Source organism: Kitasatospora sp. NPDC004272 (genome assembly GCF_053603035.1).
In genome coordinates, this window is the sequence record NZ_JBSGET010000002.1 from 38,159 (window position 1) to 56,719 (window position 18,561).

The 18,561-nt window shown below is 76.9% G+C and carries 16 protein-coding genes; 8 read left to right on the top strand and 8 right to left on the bottom strand.

Annotated features, from left to right (window positions below):
• Positions 1-44: 44 nt before the first annotated feature.
• Entirely contained in the window at positions 45-827 is a 783-nt protein-coding gene (locus ACWEO5_RS00980; protein WP_452158854.1) for an MHYT domain-containing protein, read from the bottom strand.
• A 264-nt stretch (positions 828-1,091) separates the two neighbouring features.
• On the opposite strand from ACWEO5_RS00980, the gene ACWEO5_RS00985 reads away from it, so the two are divergent.
• A complete protein-coding gene (locus ACWEO5_RS00985) occupies positions 1,092-1,520 on the top strand; it encodes a hypothetical protein (RefSeq protein ID WP_452158856.1) in 429 nt (142 codons plus the stop codon).
• An 81-nt stretch (positions 1,521-1,601) separates the two neighbouring features.
• Here ACWEO5_RS00985 and ACWEO5_RS00990 read toward each other — a convergent pair whose 3' ends face one another.
• Positions 1,602-2,960: a cytochrome P450 gene (locus ACWEO5_RS00990; RefSeq protein WP_452158858.1), complete on the bottom strand. Its 1,359-nt coding sequence runs from the start codon at positions 2,958-2,960 to the stop codon at positions 1,602-1,604.
• Positions 2,961-3,231: 271 nt separating this feature from the next.
• On the opposite strand from ACWEO5_RS00990, the gene modA reads away from it, so the two are divergent.
• The 7 genes from modA (at position 3,232) to ACWEO5_RS01025 (ending at position 10,834) form a co-directional block, all read left to right on the top strand.
• Positions 3,232-4,026 (top strand): molybdate ABC transporter substrate-binding protein, encoded by a 795-nt coding sequence (modA, locus tag ACWEO5_RS00995; RefSeq protein WP_452158860.1) that lies wholly within the window; start codon positions 3,232-3,234, stop codon positions 4,024-4,026.
• A complete protein-coding gene (locus tag ACWEO5_RS01000) occupies positions 4,023-4,868 on the top strand; it encodes an ABC transporter permease (protein WP_344550895.1) in 846 nt (281 codons plus the stop codon). Before modA ends, ACWEO5_RS01000 begins: the two co-directional genes overlap by 4 nt.
• Positions 4,865-5,977 (top strand): ABC transporter ATP-binding protein, encoded by a 1,113-nt coding sequence (locus ACWEO5_RS01005; protein ID WP_452158862.1) that lies wholly within the window; start codon positions 4,865-4,867, stop codon positions 5,975-5,977. The genes ACWEO5_RS01000 and ACWEO5_RS01005 overlap by 4 nt, the downstream gene beginning before the upstream one ends.
• Positions 5,978-6,137: 160 nt before the next feature.
• Positions 6,138-6,344 carry a hypothetical protein gene (locus ACWEO5_RS01010; protein ID WP_452158864.1) on the top strand — a complete coding sequence of 69 codons (207 nt, stop codon included), beginning with the start codon at positions 6,138-6,140 and terminating at the stop codon, positions 6,342-6,344.
• A gap of 5 nt (positions 6,345-6,349) precedes the next feature.
• On the top strand, positions 6,350-6,589 hold the full coding sequence (locus ACWEO5_RS01015) for a hypothetical protein (protein ID WP_452158866.1): 240 nt from the start codon (positions 6,350-6,352) through the stop codon (positions 6,587-6,589).
• 293 nt (positions 6,590-6,882) lie between these two features.
• Positions 6,883-9,582: an MXAN_6230/SCO0854 family RING domain-containing protein gene (locus tag ACWEO5_RS01020; RefSeq protein WP_452158868.1), complete on the top strand. Its 2,700-nt coding sequence runs from the start codon at positions 6,883-6,885 to the stop codon at positions 9,580-9,582.
• Between the two features lie 310 nt (positions 9,583-9,892).
• Positions 9,893-10,834 carry a DMT family transporter gene (locus ACWEO5_RS01025; protein ID WP_452158870.1) on the top strand — a complete coding sequence of 314 codons (942 nt, stop codon included), beginning with the start codon at positions 9,893-9,895 and terminating at the stop codon, positions 10,832-10,834.
• 260 nt (positions 10,835-11,094) lie between these two features.
• Here the strand turns inward: ACWEO5_RS01025 and ACWEO5_RS01030 are convergent, their stop codons facing one another.
• From ACWEO5_RS01030 to ACWEO5_RS01055, 6 genes are all read right to left on the bottom strand, one after another.
• Complete coding sequence (locus tag ACWEO5_RS01030; protein ID WP_452158872.1) at positions 11,095-12,411, bottom strand: cytochrome P450; 1,317 nt, start codon at positions 12,409-12,411, stop codon at positions 11,095-11,097.
• 48 nt (positions 12,412-12,459) lie between these two features.
• Positions 12,460-13,803, bottom strand: coding sequence for a wax ester/triacylglycerol synthase domain-containing protein (locus ACWEO5_RS01035; RefSeq protein WP_452158874.1), 1,344 nt, complete (start codon positions 13,801-13,803; stop codon positions 12,460-12,462).
• A 10-nt stretch (positions 13,804-13,813) separates the two neighbouring features.
• Entirely contained in the window at positions 13,814-15,109 is a 1,296-nt protein-coding gene (locus ACWEO5_RS01040; RefSeq protein WP_452158876.1) for a beta-ketoacyl-[acyl-carrier-protein] synthase family protein, read from the bottom strand.
• Positions 15,106-15,333, bottom strand: coding sequence for an acyl carrier protein (locus ACWEO5_RS01045; protein ID WP_452158878.1), 228 nt, complete (start codon positions 15,331-15,333; stop codon positions 15,106-15,108). The genes ACWEO5_RS01040 and ACWEO5_RS01045 overlap by 4 nt, the downstream gene beginning before the upstream one ends.
• Positions 15,330-16,811, bottom strand: coding sequence for a cytochrome P450 (locus ACWEO5_RS01050; RefSeq protein ID WP_452158880.1), 1,482 nt, complete (start codon positions 16,809-16,811; stop codon positions 15,330-15,332). Before ACWEO5_RS01050 ends, ACWEO5_RS01045 begins: the two co-directional genes overlap by 4 nt.
• Before the next feature lie 148 nt (positions 16,812-16,959).
• Positions 16,960-18,534, bottom strand: coding sequence for a prenyltransferase/squalene oxidase repeat-containing protein (locus ACWEO5_RS01055; protein WP_452158882.1), 1,575 nt, complete (start codon positions 18,532-18,534; stop codon positions 16,960-16,962).
• Positions 18,535-18,561: the final 27 nt, after the last annotated feature.

An 18,561-nucleotide genomic window follows, 5' to 3' on the forward strand; every position in this document is an offset into this window, starting at 1 on the left:
CGGGCGGGGCGGGGCAGGGCCCGGGCGGGGCGCGGACGAAGGTCTCAGGCGGCGCGGCCGAGGTCCTCGACGGCGAGTTCGCCGGCCTCGCGGTAGGCGGCGCGTTCCTGCGCGGTCGGGGAGAGCGCGACGAAGGCGGAGGTGAGGAAGAGGAAGGAGCCGAGTCCGACGGCGAGCGGGAAGACGAACTGCATCGGGGTGGCGCCGCCGAGGCCGGTGCGGGCGGGTTCCATGTGGACGTGCACGGCGGCCATCCCGACGTAGTGCATGCAGCTGACGGCGACGCCCATCACCAGTGCGGCCGCGGCGGCGGCGTACACGTTGCGGATGGTGACGGCGGCCCAGAGCGCGGCGGTGGCGGCGGCGACGGCGATCAGCACGGACAGCGCCACGGTGCCCGCCTGGTAGCGCAGTTCGCCGTGGATCCGGACCGCGGACATGCCGAGGTAGTGCATCGCGGCGACGCCGACGCCGGTGGTGAGGCCGCCGAGCAGCAGGCTGCGGCCGCGGTGCCGGCCGTAGCCGACCACGAACACGCCGAGGCCGACCACGGCGATCGCCACCAGCAGGCTGAGGATGGTCAGCGGGACGTCGTAGCGCAGGTCGGTGCCGTCGACGGTGAAGCCGAACATCGCGACGAAGTGCATCGTCCAGATGCCGGAGCCGATCGCGGCGGCGGCGGTGAGCAGCCAGTTGCGCCGGGAGGCGCCGGTGGCGGACAGGGCGCGCAGGGTGCAGCGCAGGCCGAGGGCGGCGCCGACGCAGGCCATCGCGTAGGAGAGCGTCGGCGTGAGCCAGCCGAAGCTGAGGTGGTCCATCGATCCCATCGGTGCCTCCCGCGAGAGGTGTCTGCCGCTCGCCCGTGCTCTGGTGTTCAGGGATCGTGGACGCTACCCAGGGTTCATGAATGGTCACCGGAAGATGTGAAAAGCACCCCGCACCATGGGGGTTCTGTGTTCGAATGGTCCGACGACGTGTGCCCGCCCGACGGATTCCCGGGGCGGGCCGTCCCGGGAATCCGCTGCGCGCCGCCGGCCGGACCCGGTACTCTCCGCCTGCTTCCCGGTCGAACCACTCCCCTGAGGAACAGCGTGTCCATACCCGTCCCGCCCCAGCAGCCCGCGCCGTATCCCGGGGCCCCGTACCAGGCCGGCCACCCGTACCCCGGGGCCCCGGACCAGGCCGGCCACCCGTACCCCGGGGGCGTCCCGTACCTGGCGGGCCCGTCCTGCCGCTTCTGCGGTTCGGCGCCCGCCGTGAACGTCACGGTCCGCGGCCACCAGGGCTTCCTGGTGATGATGAGGTTCCTGAGCCTGCGCGGCCCGTTCTGCCGGAGCTGCGGGGAGGCGGCCGTCCGGCGGATGAACCTGAACAGCCTGTGGCAGGGCTGGTGGGGCCTGGCGTCCCTGGTGATCAACCCGGTCACCATGCTGGTCAACCTGGCCACCCTGAGCAAGATCCGCAAGCTCCCGCCGCCGGCGCCGCCCGCCACGGCGGCGCCCACCGGCTACCCGGTGTGACCGGGGCGACGACAACGGCCGCCCGTCCGTCGGGCGGGCCGTCGTCGTCGTCCGGGGCACGGCCGGGGCCGCCCGCCGGGGTCAGCCGCGCGGGGTGAGCCGGACCCGGGCCGGGCCGCGCACTTCGAGGGTGATGCCCTGCCCGAGCGGCACCTCCCGGTCGACCGTGGTGACCTCGAAGCCGCGCAGCAGGACGGCCAGCGCGAGCACCGACTCCAGCATCGAGAAGTGCTGGCCGATGCAGGCCCGCGGCCCGCCGCCGAACGGGAACCAGGCGTAGCGGTGCCGGGCGGCCTCCCGCTCGGGGGTGAAGCGCTCGGGGTCGAAGCGCTCCGGGTCCTCCCAGTGCGCGGGGTGGCGGTGGGTGACGTACGGGGCGACCAGGACGTCCGCGCCGGCCGGGACGGGGACGCCGCCGATCACGGTGTCCGCGACGGCCCGGCGGCCGACCGCGGGGGCGGCCGGGTAGAGCCGCATGGCCTCCTTCAGCACCCGGGTGAGGTACGGGAGTTCGGCGTAGTCGGCGGCGGTGGGCCGGCGGCCGTCGCCGAGCAGGTCGGCGACCTCCCGGTGGGCCCGGGCCTGCTCCTCGGGGTGCCGGCCGAGCAGGTGCAGGGCGAAGATCAGCGAGGTGGCGGTGGTCTCGTGGCCCGCCAGCAGGAAGATCAGCACCTGTTCGCGCAGTTCGGTGGCGTCCAGCCGCTCGCCGTCCTCGCCGCGGGCGTCGGCGAGCAGGCCGAGCAGGTCGTCGGCGGCCCCGTCCCCCCGGGCGGCGCGGCGGGCGATGATGCCGTCGCAGACCTCGTACAGGGTGCGCTCGGCGGCGAGCGCCTTGCGGTGGCCGGGCAGCGGCCACTTCCGGGGCAGGCGCAGCGGGGAGAAGGCGCGGTCGCGGACGAAGTTGTTGAGGACGGGGAAGGCGTGGTGGACGGTTTCGACGGCCTCCTCGACGTCCTGGCCGAACAGGATCCGGGAGACGGTGCGCAGCGCGAAGCGGTTCATCTCCTCGCCGAGGTCGACGGTGCCGCCGGGGGCGGCGGCCCAGCGGGCAACGAGCGCCTCGGCCTCGGCGCCGATGGCGTCGGCGTACCGGTCGACCCGCTTGCGGGTGAACAGCGGCTGGACCAGGCGGCGCTGGCGCAGGTAGTCGGCGTCCTGGGCGGTGAGCAGGCCGTTGCCGAAGCTCTCCCGGATCTCGCCGTAGAAGACGTTGTCCTTGCGGAAGTTGGCGGCGTCGGTGGCGAGCACCTGCTGGACGGCCTCGGGCGAGAAGACCATCCAGAGCTCGGCGCGCAGGCCGGGCGGGCCGGCCTGGAGGCGGATCACGTCGCCGTGGTCGCGCCGGGCGGAGAGGTAGGTGGCGAGGGCGTCGCGCTTGAGGTCGAGCAGCGAGCCGATCAGCGGCAGGCCGGGCGGGCCGGGTACGCGGGTGGCGGTCATGGATTCCCCCTCCATGGGCGGGCGAACCCCCGTGCGGTGGTGGTTCGCTGAAACCGCGTCAGTATCCCCCGATGGGTGGTGGAGTGCGAGGACGCGTTCCGGCGGAGGGGCGACGGGGCCTTGAGGTATTGCACATGCAACCCTTAAGTTCGTCTTAAGGTCGCTTGTGCGATGAGACAGCAGTCTTGAGCCCCGCAGCTGCGGCACTATGATCACCTGATCGCACCCCACCCTCTCCCGCCACCGCCCACACGACCAGGGGAAACCATCCATGCGCAGCGTCAGACGACTCCTCGCCGCCTCCGCCGTCCTCGCCCTCGCGGCCGGTCTGACGGCCTGCAGCGGCTCCGGCGGCGGCTCCACCTCGAACAACCCCGCCCCGGCCCGCCCCGAGGTCAAGGGCACCGTGACGGTGTTCGCGGCGGCCTCGCTGAAGGAGTCCTTCACCGAGCTGGGCAAGCGCTTCGAGGCGGCCTACCCGGGCACTACGGTGACCTTCAACTTCGGCGGCTCCTCCGCGCTGGCCCAGAACATCGTCTCCGGCGCCCCGGCCGACGTGTTCGCCGCGGCCAGCCCCGCCACCATGAAGACCGTCACCGACGCCAAGCTGACCGGCGGCGACCCGACGGTGTTCGTCCGCAACACCCTGGAGATCGCGGTCGCCAAGGGCAACCCGAAGAACATCACCGGCCTGAAGGACCTCAAGGGCGTCAAGACCGCGCTGTGCGCCAAGGAGGTGCCGTGCGGCGCCGCCGCCGTCACCGCGCTGGGGGCGGCCGGCGTGGAGCTCACCCCGGTCACCTACGAGCAGGACGTGAAGGGCGCCCTGACCAAGGTCGAACTGGGCGAGGTCGACGCCTCGCTGGTGTACCAGACCGACGTCAAGGCCGACTCGGCGAAGATCGAGGGCGTGAACTTCCCCGAGGCCGCGCAGGCGGTCAACGACTACCCGGTCGCCACCCTGGCCAAGGCCCCCAACGCCAACGGCGCGGCCGCCTTCCTCGGCTACATCGGCTCCGCGGACGCCCGCCGGGTGTTCACCGACGCCGGCTTCCAGGCGCCGTGACGCCGAGCACCCCCCGCACCACCACCGCACCACACCCCCGGGGCCGGCGGCGGCCCCGGGGGGCCGGGCGGGTCCCCGCCGCGCTGCTGCTGCCCGCGCTGCTCGGCCTGGCCTTCCTGGTCCTGCCGCTGCTCGGACTGCTGGTGCGCGCCCCGTGGAGCGCGCTGCCCCAGTTGCTGACCGAGCCCGAGGTGTGGCAGGCGCTCAAGCTCTCGCTGCTCTCCGCGACCCTGGCCACCGGTGTCGCCCTGGTGCTCGGCGTCCCGCTGGCCTGGCTGCTGGCCCGCACCGAGTTCCCCGGCCGCCGCCTGGTGCGCGCCCTGGTCACCCTGCCGCTGGTGCTGCCCCCCGTGGTCGGCGGCGTGGCACTGCTGCTGGTGCTGGGCCGCAACGGCATCCTGGGCCGCTGGCTGGACTCCTGGACCGGCATCACCCTCCCCTTCACCACCACCGGGGTGGTGCTCGCCGAGGCGTTCGTCGCGATGCCGTTCCTGGTGATCAGCGTGGAGGGCGCGCTGCGGGCCGCCGACCCGCGCTACGAGGAGGCCGCCGCCACCCTGGGCGCCTCCCGGCTGACCGCGTTCCGCCGGGTCACCCTGCCGCTGGTCGCCCCCGGCATCGGGGCCGGCGCGGTGCTGGCCTGGGCCCGGGCGCTGGGCGAGTTCGGCGCCACCATCACCTTTGCCGGGAACTTCCCCGGCCGCACCCAGACCATGCCACTGGCCGTCTACCTGGCCATGGAGTCCGACCCGGAGGCGGCGATCGCCCTGAGCCTGGTCCTGCTCACCGTCTCCGTCGCGGTCCTCGCCGGACTGCGCGACCGCTGGATGTCCGCGCCGTGAAGCCTTCCGCCACCGACGGCCCGGCCCCGGGCGCCCGCCCCACCGCGGACGCCCGCCCCGCCCTGGACGCCCGGCTGACCGTCTCCCGGGGCCCGTTCACCCTGGACGTGCCGCTGGCCGCCGAGCCCGGCGAGGTGCTGGCCCTGCTCGGCCCGAACGGCGCCGGCAAGTCCACCGCCCTGCGCGCGCTGGCCGGACTGCTGCCGCTCACCGACGGGCACCTGCACCTGGACGGCACCCCGCTCGACTCCCCCGCCGACGGCGTGTTCCGGCCCGCCGAGCAGCGGCCGATCGGCGTGGTCTTCCAGGACTACCTGCTCTTCCCGCACCTGTCCGCGCTCGACAACGTCGCGTTCGGCCCGCGCTCCCGTGGCCTGCGCAAGGCCGCCGCCCGGGCCGAGGCCCTGCCCTGGCTGGAGCGGATGGGCCTGGCCGAGCACGCCGGACGCCGCCCCGCGAAGCTCTCCGGCGGCCAGGCCCAGCGCGTCGCCCTGGCCCGGGCCCTGGCCGTCCGCCCCCGCCTGCTGCTGCTGGACGAACCGCTGGCCGCGCTGGACGCCCGCACCCGGCTCGACGTGCGGGCCGAACTGCGGCGCCACCTCGCCGAGTTCGAGGCCGTCGCGGTGCTGGTCACGCACGACCCGCTGGACGCGATGGTGCTCGCCGACCGGCTGGTGGTGATCGAGGGCGGGCGGGTGGTGCAGAACGGCCGGCCCGCCGAGGTCGCCCGGCACCCGCGCACCGACTACATCGCCCGGCTGGTCGGCCTCAACCTCTACCAGGGCACCGCCGACGGCCGCCGGGTCACCCTCCCCGACGGCCCCGCACTGGCCACCGACGAGGACCTGACCGGTCCCGCGTTCGTCGCCTTCCCGCCCGACGCGGTCACCCTGCACCGCCACCGCCCCGAGACCAGCGCCCGCAACCTCTTCCCCTGCACCGTCGCCGGACTCGACCTGCACGGCGACCGCTTCCGGGTCGACCTCACCGGCCCCCTCCCGATGGCCGCCGACCTCACCCCCACCGCCGCCGCCGAACTCGACCTGACCCCCGGCACCCGCGTCTGGGCCGCCGTCAAGGCCACCCAGACCCACGCCTACCCTGCCTGAGACGGCCTGACAACGGCCCGAACCACCAGACCGCGGGACGAACCCGGACAACGACGCCGGACCCGACGGCCACGACCCGGACGACGACGGCCGGAACAGCGGCAACAGCCTGGCGGCAGCGGCCTGCGGGGCCGTCAGGAGCGCGTCCTACCCTTGCCCCATGGATCGCCCCCACCCGTTCCGGGCCCCGGACCGTCCGGCGGCGCCGCCGCTCACCGAGGCGGACCGGCTCGTCGTCGAACGCCTGCTCGGCGTCGCCCTGCCCGCCGCCTTCGAACCCGCCGACACCGCCGAACACGACGCCGCCGAGCCCGACAACACCGAGCGCGCCGACGCCGATCCCGTCGACGCTCCCGGAAAGGGCTGAGCCCGTTGCCCCGCCGCGACCGCGCCACGCGCCTGCTCACCACCCCCGACGGCCACCGCTACCGGTGGCGGGTGGGACACCGGCACGACCCGTCCCCGCGCGGCGGCCCGGGCTGCGCGGAGACCCTGTCGCTGGGCCCGGAGGGGCGGCCGGGCCGGCTGCTGATCGTCTTCCGCCCCGGGCCCGACCGGCTGGTCCCGGACGGCTGGACGCCCTCCGGTTCGGTCGGCACCGGCGGCCGGTGACTGAACCTGCACGAGCCGGGCACCGTCCGGGCGCTGCTGGAGGCGGCGGCGGCCCTCGGCTGGCACCGGGAGCGGCCGGGCGTGCTGGAGGCCGACGGCTGGGAGCTGTTCGACGCGGCGGCCGACAGCCGGTCCGGGGGTTAATTCGTTGGTGCGCGCCGCGCGTCGGCCCTAGGGTGGCGGTCGCGGGCGGCTCCGCGGCGTGCTTCCTTCTCCCTTTTCCGAAAAGAACCAGCGCGCCCCCTCTCCGCCCGCTCCTTCGTCTTCCGCCTCCCCCTGGGGGTCCCTTCCGCATGCCCCGAGCCATCCCGGTGACGTTCGACGTCCGTGTCGACCTCGACCTCGGCTCCTTCCTGCTCCGCCGCCGCACCGCCGTCGCGGTGGACCCGGCCGGGCTGCTGCCCGCCGCCGACCCGTGGAGCCTGCGCGGGCTGACCGCGCTGGACGCCGACCTGGCGAACCGCGGCTACCTGCTGACCGTCGAACTGCGGTCCGCGCTGGCCCGGTTGGCGCCGCTGCGGCTGGCCGAGCTGGGCGGCGCGCTGCTCGGCCGGATCGACCACCTGCTGGGCACCCACCGCGAGCACACCCCGCTGTTCCGCCGCTTCCCGGACGCGGTGCCGGAGGTCGCGCAACTGCACCACAGCCGCCGGATGCGGGCGTTCCTGCGCGCCCAGCCGCACCAGCCGTGCGCCCGCTGCGGGCGGCGCGGCGCGGAGGTCGGCATCGGCCTGCTCGCCCCGTGCGCGCACCTGCTGTGCCCGGACTGCCTGGACGCGCAGGAGGGCGCGCCGCGCTGCCCGTCCTGCGGGACGGCGCTGGCCGTCCACCCGTTCCTGTTCGGCGGCAAGCGCAAGGCCGTGCGCGAGCAGGCCCCGCCGCGCAAGGGCGACCCGGAGCCGCGGGAGCCGCGCGGCTCGGTGCTGCGCCCGCTGCGGTTGCTGAACGAGGACGAGACCACGGCCGCGCTGGCCGAGCTGACCGGTCTGCTGACCCGCCGCACGCCGCTGAACCCGCAGGACCGCGACGACCTGGCCACCCTGCTGGCGCACGCCCCGGCGGACCTGGCGGCGCTGCTGCCCGCCGAGGTCCCGGTCCGCGAGACCAAGGCGCTGGCGCTGGCCGAACTGCTGGGCCGCGAGGGCGCGTCGGCGCTTCCGGTGCTGGCCGAGCGGCTCACCACCGCCACCGACGTGCTGCGCCTGCTGTGGGCGCACTCGGGCGCCGAACCGGACCTGCTGCCGGGCACGGCCCGCCGACTGCGGCTGCGCAACCTGCCGCGGCCGCTGCGCCGCGGCCTGCTGGGCGTGCTGGACGCGCTGCCGACCGCCTCGCTGGCCGAGGACCTCCGTCGCCACCGCGAACCCTGGCTGCGCGCGGGCGAGTTGCTGCACCCGTTCGAGTACGTCCGCCAGTTCCCGTCCGCGGCGGCGGCGTTCGCGCTGCTGCGCGGCACCGACCTGGACGCCGCCCCCGCCGCCTCAGCCGCTCTCGCCGAGCCGCCCGCGCCGCTGCGGGTGGAGCGGGTGCGCGGCCACCGCCGGGTGGCCCACACCGGGTTCGCCAGCCGGGTGGAGGGCCTGCTCGCGGTCGGCGACGTCTCCGGCGCGCTGGCCGAACTGGCGCACCGGCCGGGCGAGTTGGTGCGCCGCCTGCACCACCTGCTGCGGGTGCACACGATCATGGCGCCCGGTGCGCCGGCGCCCGCCGAGCTGTCGGCGGCGCTGGCCCGGGTGCTGCCCCGGGTCGGCCCGGGGCCGCTGCTCGGCGCCTACGGCCGGCTGCGCGGCCCGCGCTCCGCGGGCGAGCGGCGGCTCTACTTCCCACGCGGGCTGGTCTCGTTGGCGCACGGGCGGGAGGACCACGGCACCGTCGTCCCGGCCGCGCTGAGTGCCCCGGTGGTCGCCGCGATCGAGGCCGAGCTACTCCGGCGGTCCGCCGCGACGCTGCCCGATCCGCCCGAAGTCGCCCTGCTGGACGAGGCGTTGACCGGCATGTCGGTGCCGTTCGCGGAGCGTGCGGCGTCCCGGGCGCTGGTGTCGGTGCCGCGCGGCAGCCTGCTGCCGCTGCCGCCGGGCGAGCGGCTGCGGCTGTTCCTGCACTGGGTGCAGCCGCACCACCAGCGCGTCGACCTGGACCTGTCGGTGGCCCTGTACGACGCCGACTGGAAGTTCCGGGGCCGGTGCGACTACACGCAGCTGTCGTTCGGGCGGCAGGCCGCCGTGCACTCCGGCGACTACGTCTCGGCCCCGCCGCCGAAGGGCGCCAGCGAGTTCGTCGACCTGGACCTCGCCGCGCTGGAGGTCGCCGGGGCGCGCTACGCGGTGATGGTCGTGTTCAGTTACAACGACGTCCCGTTCGACCGGCTCCCGGAGGCGTTCACCGGTTTCGCCGGGATCGACGACCGCCCGGGCGGCGGTCCGCTGTCGGCCCGGGCCGTGCGCCAGCGGATGGACCTGACCGGGGACGCCAAGGTGTCCGTCCCGCTGATCGTCGACCTGGCGGAGCGCCGCTTCACCTGGACCGACCTCAACACCTCGGCCACCGGCGGCTACCACAGCGTCGCCCGGCACCGGGACGAGCTGGCCGCGCTCTGCGGCGACGTGCTCGACCACTTCGCCCCCGACCGGCGCGCCACCCTGTGGGACGTGGCCTGCGCCCGGGCCGCCCACACCACCGGCGAGGTGCTGGTGCGCGGCCTGGACGGCACCGTCCGCCGCTGGCGGCGCGAACCCGCCGAGCAGGTCGGCGAGTTCGCCGAGCGGCTGCGCCGGCGGCACGCCCCGGACGGACCGCCGGTCAGCGGGCCGCTGCCCGAACTGCTCGCCGGACGACGGGCGTTCCTCGCCCTGCTGGAGGCCGACCTGCCCGCCGCGGCGGGCCTGCACGGCGAGCTGTACCGCCTGCACCCCGGCCCGCTGGACGCCGCACCGGACGCCCTGCGCCGCCTCACCGCCCCCGACCTGGTCGCCACCCTCGCCCCGGCACCGTGAGCACCCCGCCGGCCTGAGCGCCCCGCCGGCCTGAGCGCCCCGCCGGCCTGAGCGCCCGGCACCGTGAGCGCCCCGGCACCGTCCCGCCCGCACACCCCGCCCGCACACCCCGCCCGCAGGCCCGCCGCCGTCCCGTACAGTGGCGGGCATGCATCGCGGCGTCCTGCCCCCTCCCGCTCGCTGAGCGGGCGGCCGGCCACTTCCTGAGCCCGCCCGGGCCCGTCCCCCTCCGTGGACGGCCGCCCCGGGCCGGTCGGTGCTGCCCGCTTCCGTGGCCCACCGACCATGACGGCTTACCGGGAGTCCCCCGTTGTCCTCCTTCTCCTCCTCCGCCCTGCCCGCCCGGCGGGGCCTGCTGTACGTCGCCCTCGCCGCCACCGCCTGGGGCACCGCCGGGGCGGCGGCCGCGCTGCTGTTCCAGCGCAGCGGCCTGGGCCCGCTGGCCCTGACGTTCTGGCGCTCGGTCGGCGGCGCGGCCGTGCTGCTGGCGCTGCGCCCGTTCGCCCCGGCGCGCCGGGCCCCGCGGCCCGCCGTGCACCGGATCCTGCTCAACGGCCTGGGGCTGACGCTGTTCCAGGCCGCGTACTTCCTGGCCGTCCGGGACGCCGGACTGGCCGTGGCCACCGTGGTGACGCTCGGGTCGGCGCCGGTGCTGGTGGCGTTCGGCGGGCGGCTGCTGATGGGCGAGCGGCTCGGCCGGTCCGGGCTGGCGGCGGTGGCCGGGGCGGTGCTCGGCCTGGGCGTGCTGGTGCTCGGCGGCGGCGCGGCGGGAGCCGGCAGCGGATCCGAACCGGCGGGCCTGGCCTGGGCGTTGGTCTCGGCGGCGGGCTACGCGGCGATCACCGTGGCCACCCGGCACCGGGCGGCGCGCACCGGCGCCGCCGACGACCCGGCGGCCACCACCCTGTGGTCGTTCGGGGTGTGCGCGGTCTGCCTGTTCCCGTTCGCCCTGGTCGAGGGCGCGCTGCCCTCCACCGGCGCGCTGCCCTCGACGCTGCTGCTGCTCGGCTACCTCGCCACCGTGCCGACCGCCCTCGCCTACGCGCTGTACTTCGCGGGGGCGGCGGTGATCCGGGCCGCGACGGCCTCGGTGGTGGCGCTGATCGAGCCGCTCAGCGCCACCGTGTTCGCGGCGGCCGTGCTGGGCGAGCCGCTGACCCCGGCGGCGCTGCTGGGCATGGCGGTGCTGCTGCTGTCGGTGACGGCGCTGGCCCGGTCGGAGCTGCGCGGTCGAACTGACGTATCGTCATGACTCTTCCAACCCACGCTCACGGGCTGGAAGTCGAGCCGACCGCTCGTCAACGCCTGGCCGCCCAGCTCCCGGGAGCCCGGCCGCTACCGCTACGAACCGCTGCTGCGAACCGCTGCTGCGGGCCGCTTCCGTGGTGCGGATCGGCCGCGGTCACCATGCTGTTCGAACCGCGTACCGCGCCCGCGACGCTGCCGTACCGCGCCCGTGGCGCCGCCGTGGCGCGGCCCTGCCGTCGGACGGACGGGTGGGGTCGGGGGTGGTCAGCGGGCCCGGACCGTCAGGCGGCACCGCACGGGCACCTGGACGGTGCGGAAGCGGACCCGCGGGGCGGAACCGGCCGGGAGCAGCCGCCACTTGGCGAGCAGGGTGGCGGTCACCACGGCGACCGAGGCCATCGCGAAGTGGTCACCGGGGCACTTGCGGGGGCCGGCCCCGAACGGGAGGTAGGTGTGGTCCCGGGCGGACGGGCCGCTCTCCGGCCACCGGGCGGGGACGAAGTCCGCGGGGTCCGGGTAGGCGGCCGGGTCGTGGTGGAACTGGTGGGGGCTCAGGTAGACGTCGGTGCCCGCCGGGAGGCGGTGGCCCCCGAGTTCGGCGGGGCGGACGGCGGTGCGCACCAGCATCCAGGTCGGCGGCCGCAGCCGCAGGGTCTCCACGATGGTGCTGTGCAGGAACGGCATCCGGGACAGGTCGGTGTGGGTGGCCGGCCCGTCGGGGGCGGCCTCGGCGATCTCGTCGGCGATCCGCTGCTGGAGGCCCTGGTGCCGGGCCAGGTGGTGCAGCAGCCAGGCCAGCGCGCTGTGGGTGGATTCGCCGCTGGCCATCAGGAGCGAGACGAAGTAGTCGCCGACCTCCGCCGCGGAGAGCGGTTCGCCCGGGTCGTCGGGGCCCGCCGCGGTGAGGGCGGCGAGCAGCCCGGCGGCCCGGGGGTCGTCCCGGTACTTCGGGAGGGCGGTGGCCTCGGCTCGGCGCAGGGCCTCCAGGGCGGGGCGCAGCCGCCGTTCCAGCAGCGGCATCGCGCGGGCGGGCAGCAGGGCGCAGAGGTAGAGCGAGGACAGCAGCCGTTCGGAGGCCGCGGCGAGCCGGTCGACCTCGGCGGTCGGGACGACGGGCAGCATGGTCCGCACGGCGCTGCGGTGGACGTACGGCGCGACGGCCTCCATCGCGTCGATCCGGCGGCCGGCCCGCCAGCCCTCGGCCAGCCGCCGGGCCTCCAGGCACATCGCGGGGACGGCCTCGGCGATCCGGGTCCGGTGGAAGGCGGGCTGGAGGCGGCGGCGCAGCCGGAGGTTGAGCGGGCCGGGGGCGACGCCGAGGATGTCGCCGAGGACGGTGCGGGCGTTGCCGTAGAAGTGGCCGTCCTTGTCGAAGGCGTCGGTGCGGGTCACCAGGACGGTGTGGGCCAGTTCGGGGTCGGTGACCAGCACGCCGGGCCGGTTCCAGAGCCTGACCTGCTGGACGGGGTGGCCGGCCTCGGCGCAGCGGCTCAGCCAGCCGGTCGGGTCGCGCAGCAGGGCGGGGGCGTGGCCGGCCAACGGCACGGCTCCGGGGGCCAGGGGCGCGGAGAGGTGGGGCACGGGGAGTTCCTCGGAGGGGCGGTGGTGGCGGGCGTCGGGGGGCGGGCGTCAGGGGGCCGTCGCGGCGTCCAGTTCGGTGAGCGCCCGGTCGAAGTGGCCGGGCAGGGCGTCGAGTCCGGGCAGGGCGGTGTCGGCGAGGAAGGTGAGCCGCAACTGCCGGCGGTGGGTGGTCCAGGCCGCGAACAGCGGCTGCCCGGGGACGGACGGCGGGATCAGGTGGACGTGCCGCGCGGGGGTGCCCTGCCAGGTCGGGTCGGTCCGGAGCCGGACGTCGGCCAGCGCGAGGGGCACCCGGCGGGCGTCGATGGTGCGTTTGAGGCCCTTGCGGGCGCACCAGTGCGGCAGCCGGTCGAACAGCGCGGTGTGCCGGCGCGCGAGGTCCGCGAGCCGGGCGGCGGAGGCTTCGGCGCGCAGGCTCTCCAGCCGGGCGGCCGGCGAGGGCTGCTGGCAGGGCAGCGGGAGCACCGCGACGGCGCCGCGGTTGCCGAGCAGCCGGTACGGGTCGTCGGGGGCGCGGACGCTGAGCGCGAAGGTGGCGGGGAGCGGCGCGGGGGCGTCCCGCCAGGTGTCCGGGTGCCAGGCGCGCAGCGCCCCGGTCAGGGCGGCCAGGGTGAGGTGGCTGGTGCCCGCGCCGGTCCGGCGGGTGAGCGCGTGCAGGCGGTCGAGGTCGTACGTGCCGAGCACGGCCCGCCGGGCGCCGGCCGCCGGCTGCCGGGCGGGGGGCCAGTCGGTCGGGCGGTGGCGCTGCCGGGGCAGCAGGTCCTCGCGGAGCGCGGCGGCGAGGGCGGAGCCGCGCGGGACGCGGGGCGCGGTTCCGGCGGTTCCGGCGGTTCTGGCAGTTCCGGCGGTTCCGGCCGGGCGTCCGGGGGTGCGTCCGGACGGGGGGCCGAGGAGCAGGTCGACCGTCTCGGTGACGGCGCGTCCGTCCTGGAAGGCGTGGTGGGCGCGGTAGGCGAGGGCGAAGCCGTCGGCGGTGGCGGAGCCGACGATCCACAGGCCCCAGAGCGGCCGGGTGTGGTCGAGCGGCTGGTCGAGGACGGCGTCCAGGGCGGTGGCGGGGTCGGCCAGCAGGTCGCCGGGCACGGTCAGGGCGTGCACGTGGTCGCGGACGTCGAAGTCGGGCGCGGGCTCCCAGCGCCGCCGCCGGGCGTCGGGGCGGAGGGTGAGTTCGGGCAGCGCGGGGAGGCGCTCGCGGAGGTGCTCGGCGAGCCGGTCGGGCCCGGGCGCCCGGCCCGGGAAGGTGAGCAGGGTGCCGAGGTGGAGGCGGGGGTCGGGGCCGAGGCCGGCGATCTCCATGATCAGCCGGTCGCGGCTGGAGAGCGGCCGGGCGGGCGGCGGGACGGCGGACCGGAGGGCGGCGGGCCGGAGGGCGGCGGGGTGCGGCAGAGCCACGGGACGGCTCCTAGGCGGGGGCGAGGACGAGGGCGGCGTTGTGCCCGCCGAAGCCGGCGGAGACGCTCAGGCCCGCCCGGACCGGGCCGAGCCGGAGCGGGGCGGTGGGCAGGTGCAGGCCGGTGGTGCCGGGCGAGGGGTGCGCGAGGTTGGCGGTCGGCGGGGCGGTGCCCTCGGCCACGGCGAGCACGGTGAGCGCGGCCTCGACCGTGCCGGCCGCCCCGAACAGGTGGCCGGTGACGCCCTTGGTGGAGGAGACCGGCGGCCGGTGCGGCAGCAGCCGGGCCAGCGCGGCCGCCTCCACCTCGTCCCCCTGCGGGGTGCCGGTGGCGTGCGCGTTGACGTAGCCGATGTCGGCCGGGTCGAGCCGCGCGTCGGCGAGGGCGGCCCGGACGGCGGCGGTGAGGCCGGAGCCGTCGTCGCGGGGGCGGACCGCGTTGTACGCCTCGCTGGCCGAGCCGTGTCCGAGCAGGCGGGCCCGGACCCGGGCGCCGCGGGCGGCGGCGTGCTCGGCCCGTTCGAGGACCAGCACGCCCGCGCCCTCGCCCGCGACGAACCCGTCCCGGTCGGCGTCGAACGGCCGGGGGGCGCCGGCGGGGTCGTCCAGCCGGTGCGAGAGCGCGCCGATCCGGTCGAAGCCCGCGAGGTGGAACGGGGTGAGCAGGGCGTCGGTGCCGACCACCACGGCCGTGTCGCAGCGGCCCAGGCGCAGCAGGTCGGCGGCGAGGCCGAGGGCGGTGGCGCCCGCGGCGCAGGCGGAGCCGACGGTGGTGCTGGGCCCGCGGGCCTGCAGGGCGATGGACACCTGCGCGGCGATCGAGTTCGGCAGCGAGGAGGGGACGGCGAACGGCGACACCGCGGCCGGGCCGTCCGCGCGCAGCTTCAGGTGGTGCGCGTCGTACGCGGTGACGCAGCCCGCGCCGGTCCCGGCCAGGACGGCGGTGCGGTCGGCGTCCCAGTCGGCCGCGAGCGTGTGCGGGTCGACGCCGATGCCCGCGTCGCGGACCGCCTCGACGGCGGCGAGCAGGGCGAACTGCACGCAGCGGTCCAGGCGGCGGTGCCGGGCGGTGCCGAGCCGTTCGGCGGCGAAGGGCGGGGCCGGGCAGCTGAGGTAGCTGCTGACGGCTTCCTCCCCGGCCCCCTCGCGCGGGTCGGGGAGACGGGTGACCACGCAGGTCGGCAGCGCCTTGAGGACGCGCTCCCAGGTGGCGGCGGTCCCGTCCCCGGCCGGGGTGAACAGGCCGATGCCGGTGACGGCGACCGGGACGGCGACCGGGCTCGGGGGCGGCGTCGGGCTCGGGGTCAACGCGCGCTCCCGGCACCGGCGGTGACCGCCGCGAGGTCGCCGATGGTGACGGTGCCGCGCAGCGCCTCCTCGGGGACGTGCAGGCCGTGCTGGACGCGCAGCACCTCGGCGAGTTCGGCCAGGCCCAGCGAGTCCAGGCCGACCTCCTCGCGGAGCGTGTCCGCGTCGATGTCGGCCTCGGTGCCCATGGTGGCGAGGACGGCCTTGAGTTGCTCGACGGTCATGTGGTCACACGGCTTCCGGTCGGCGCGGGTCCCGGTGCGGGTTCCGGCGCGGGTTGCGGTACGGGTTGCGGTACGGGGGTCGGTACGGAGGTGGGCGCGGAGCCCGCCGCGGGGGCGAGGGGGTCGCGGGGGGCGGCGGCGCGGCCGGGGCGGGCACCGACGGTCACCCGGGTGTCGGTGAGGGTCAGGGAGAACGCCGCAACCGGCTCCGGGGGCGCGGGGTTCGGGGAGTCCAGCCGCCAGCGCGCGGTGACCGTGGCCAGCACGACGGCCATCTCGGTCCAGGCGAAGGACTCGCCCAGGCAGCCGTGGGCGCCGACTCCGAAGGGCAGGAACGCCTCGCGGCACCGGCCCGCGTCCGGCCCGGCCCAGCGGTCGGGGCGGAACCGGGCGGGCTCGGGGAAGAGCCGCGGGTCCCGCTGCAGGGCGTAGTAGGAGAACATCACCATGGTGCCCGCGGGAACGTCGATCCGGTCGGCCAGCCGGGTGTCGCGCACGGCGGTGCGGGAGACCAGGTAGCCCGGCGGGTAGAGGCGCAGCACCTCGGTGAGCACCCGCCGGGTCAGCGGGAGGTGGGGCAGGTCGGCGGCGGTCACCGGGCGGCCGGCCAGCCGCCCGTCCACCTCGGCCTCCAGCGCCGCCCGGACCTCGGGGTGGGCGGAGAGCTGGTGGACGGTCCAGGACAGCGTGCGGGAGACCGACTCGACGGCCGCGATCAGGAAGGTCATGATCTCGTCGTGGACCTGCTGGGGCGGCAGCGGCCGCCCGCTCTCCTGGTCCCGCGCCGCCAGCAGGGCGGCGAGCAGGTCGTCCGGGGCGCCGGTGGTGTCCCGGCGGCGGGCGACGAGCGCGTCGACGAGGCGGGTCAGGTCGGACATGCCGTGCCGGAAGCGCCGGTTGAGCGGCAGCGGCAGCCGGGCCAGCAGTCCGGTCGGGTCCATGCTCCGGGTGCCGGCCCAGGCCATCAGCTCGGGGACGGCCCGCACCACCTGGTCGAGCTCCCGCCCGGTGACGTCGGCACCGAACAGGCAGCGCACCACGGATTCGGTCGCCAGGTGGGTGAACTCCCGGTCGAGGTCGAGCTGTTGGCCCGGGCTCCAGCTCGCGGCCCGCTGCCCGGCCAGGGCGGCCATCACCTCCGCGTACCGGGGCATCCTGGACTGCGCGAGCACCGGCAGCACGGTCCGGCGCTGCTGCCGGTGGAAGGGGCCGTCGGTGGCGAGCAGGCCGTTGCCGATGATCTGCTTCATCACCCGGAAGTGCGGGCTCAGTCCGAAGTCGGCGGCCCGCCGGGTGAGGAGTTCGCGCACCGGCCGGTGGTCGCCCAGCACGAGCACCCGTCGGCGGCCGAGCCGGATCCAGACCGCCGGCCCCCGGTCGCGGAGCTCCTCCAGGAAGCCGAGGCGGTCGCGGACCAGCCGGGCCGTGTGGCCGATCAGCGGGAGCCCGCCGGGGGCGGAGGGCGCGAAGTCGTGCATGCTGCTTGGACGTTCCTTGTCACGCGGGCGGTCGGGGCGGGGACGGTCGGGGCCTGGCGGGGCGGTCGGGGCGGGGACGGTCAGGGCCTGGCGAGGCGGGCGGGACGGGGACGGTCAGGGCCTGGCGAGGCGGGCGGGACGGGGACGGTCAGCACCGGAGGCGGAGGGCGTGGCCCAGGCCGAGCAGGACGCACACGTCCGCGAGCACCGGGGCGTCGTACAGCAGCGGCCGCGGACCGGCCTGGTCGGGCACCGAGGTGAACCCGCCGTCCGGGCGCTGGCGGCCGGTCAGGTGGTCGACCGCCCGGCGCAGGGCGGGGGCCGCTCCCGGCGAGCCGGGCGGCAGGTGGGCGAGGGCGATCGCCGCGTACGCGGTGCTGATCGGGTCGCTCGGCCCGGCCGCGTCGTGCCCGTAACCGCCGTCCGGGCCCTGGCCCGCCAGCAGGTGGTCGAGCATCCGCCCGCGCAGCACGGCGACCCCGTCCGCCGTCCCGTGGCCCGTCCCGTCCGCCGCCCCGGGCTGGGTCGCGCGCAGGGCGAGGACGGTCCGGAAAGCCGCGTTGGTGGTGTTCCGGCTCCAGCTGCTCTCCGGGGGCAGCGCGAGCCGGGCGGGGTCGGTGAGGTGGTGCAGCGCGTCGGCCACCGCGTCCCGGCAGCGGGCGGCGGGGGCCAGCGCGTTGACGGCGGCCGCGGTCATGGCCCGCTCGGAGGCCACCCCGCGGGCGAAGGTGGGGAACCCGCCGTCCTCGTTGCGCTGCGCCAGCAGGTAGTCCTCGGCCCGGCGGACCTGCCCGGCGTACCGGACGGGGTCGGTGGCCCGGAGGAGTTCCAGGCAGTAGGCGGTGTCGTCGGTGTCGCTCTGGAGCACGCCCCGGGTGAACCCGAACCCGCCGTCCCGGTGCTGGAGTTCGGCGAGCGCGCGGGCCGCGCCGGCCAGCGCGGGGTGTCCGGCGTGCCCGGCGGCGGTGAGGGCGAGACCCGCGAGGGCGGTGGCGAACACGTCCATCCCGGTGATGAACGGCAGGCCGCCGTCGGCCCTCAGGTGGCGCAGCGTGTGCTCGGTCCCGCGCGCGGCGGCCGCCCGCCGCGCCGGGTGGTGCCGCAGCGCGAGCAGGGCGAGCAGCCGGGCCAGGAAGTTGCCCTCCCAGATCCGCTCCTCGCGGACCACCGCCGCCAGCAGCGCCCACTCGCCGTCGCCGACCCGCTCGGGGCGGCCCCGGCCGTGGGCGGCGAGGGCCTTGAGCGCGGTCATCTCCACCAGCAGCCAGGACTGTTCGCCCGGGGCCGCGTACGACTCCCAGCGGACGGCGGGGTGCGGGACGGCGCCGAGTTCGGCCAGCAGGGTGCGGAACATCAGGCGCTTGCGGCCGGCCGTGAAGTGGCCGAACCGGTCCAGTTCGGCCTCGGCCGCGGCGGCGGCCCCGGGGGAGCCGTCCAGCACGCTCCGGGCGACGGCGGCCTGCAGGGCGTCGGGCGGCGCGGTGTCCAGGGTGTGCTTGAGGTGGCGGACCAGGCGGTCCCGGGCGGGGTGGGCGGGCAGCAGGTCCTCGACCAGGACGAGCAGCAGCGAGGACTCCAGCACCCGGCTCTCGACCGGGGCGCGGACCAGCCCGTCGGCACCGAGGAGCGCCAGCACCCGGCGGCTCAGGCGGTCGCGGCAGCGGTGCTGTGCGGGGGTACCGGCCAGCGGGGAGGGGGCGGCGGGGATCCCAGCGGTGATCATGTGTTCCTCGGGGTCGTCGGGTCGCGG

Coding starts and splice junctions, on each gene's coding strand:
- ACWEO5_RS01055 (WP_452158882.1), bottom strand. CDS start 18,534: ATGATCACCGCTGGGATCCCCGCCGCCCCCTCCCCGCTGGCCGGTACC.
- ACWEO5_RS01045 (WP_452158878.1), bottom strand. CDS start 15,333: ATGACCGTCGAGCAACTCAAGGCCGTCCTCGCCACCATGGGCACCGAG.
- modA (WP_452158860.1), top strand. CDS start 3,232: ATGCGCAGCGTCAGACGACTCCTCGCCGCCTCCGCCGTCCTCGCCCTC.
- ACWEO5_RS01020 (WP_452158868.1), top strand. CDS start 6,883: ATGCCCCGAGCCATCCCGGTGACGTTCGACGTCCGTGTCGACCTCGAC.
- ACWEO5_RS00980 (WP_452158854.1), bottom strand. CDS start 827: ATGGGATCGATGGACCACCTCAGCTTCGGCTGGCTCACGCCGACGCTC.
- ACWEO5_RS01050 (WP_452158880.1), bottom strand. CDS start 16,811: ATGCACGACTTCGCGCCCTCCGCCCCCGGCGGGCTCCCGCTGATCGGC.
- ACWEO5_RS01010 (WP_452158864.1), top strand. CDS start 6,138: ATGGATCGCCCCCACCCGTTCCGGGCCCCGGACCGTCCGGCGGCGCCG.
- ACWEO5_RS00990 (WP_452158858.1), bottom strand. CDS start 2,960: ATGACCGCCACCCGCGTACCCGGCCCGCCCGGCCTGCCGCTGATCGGC.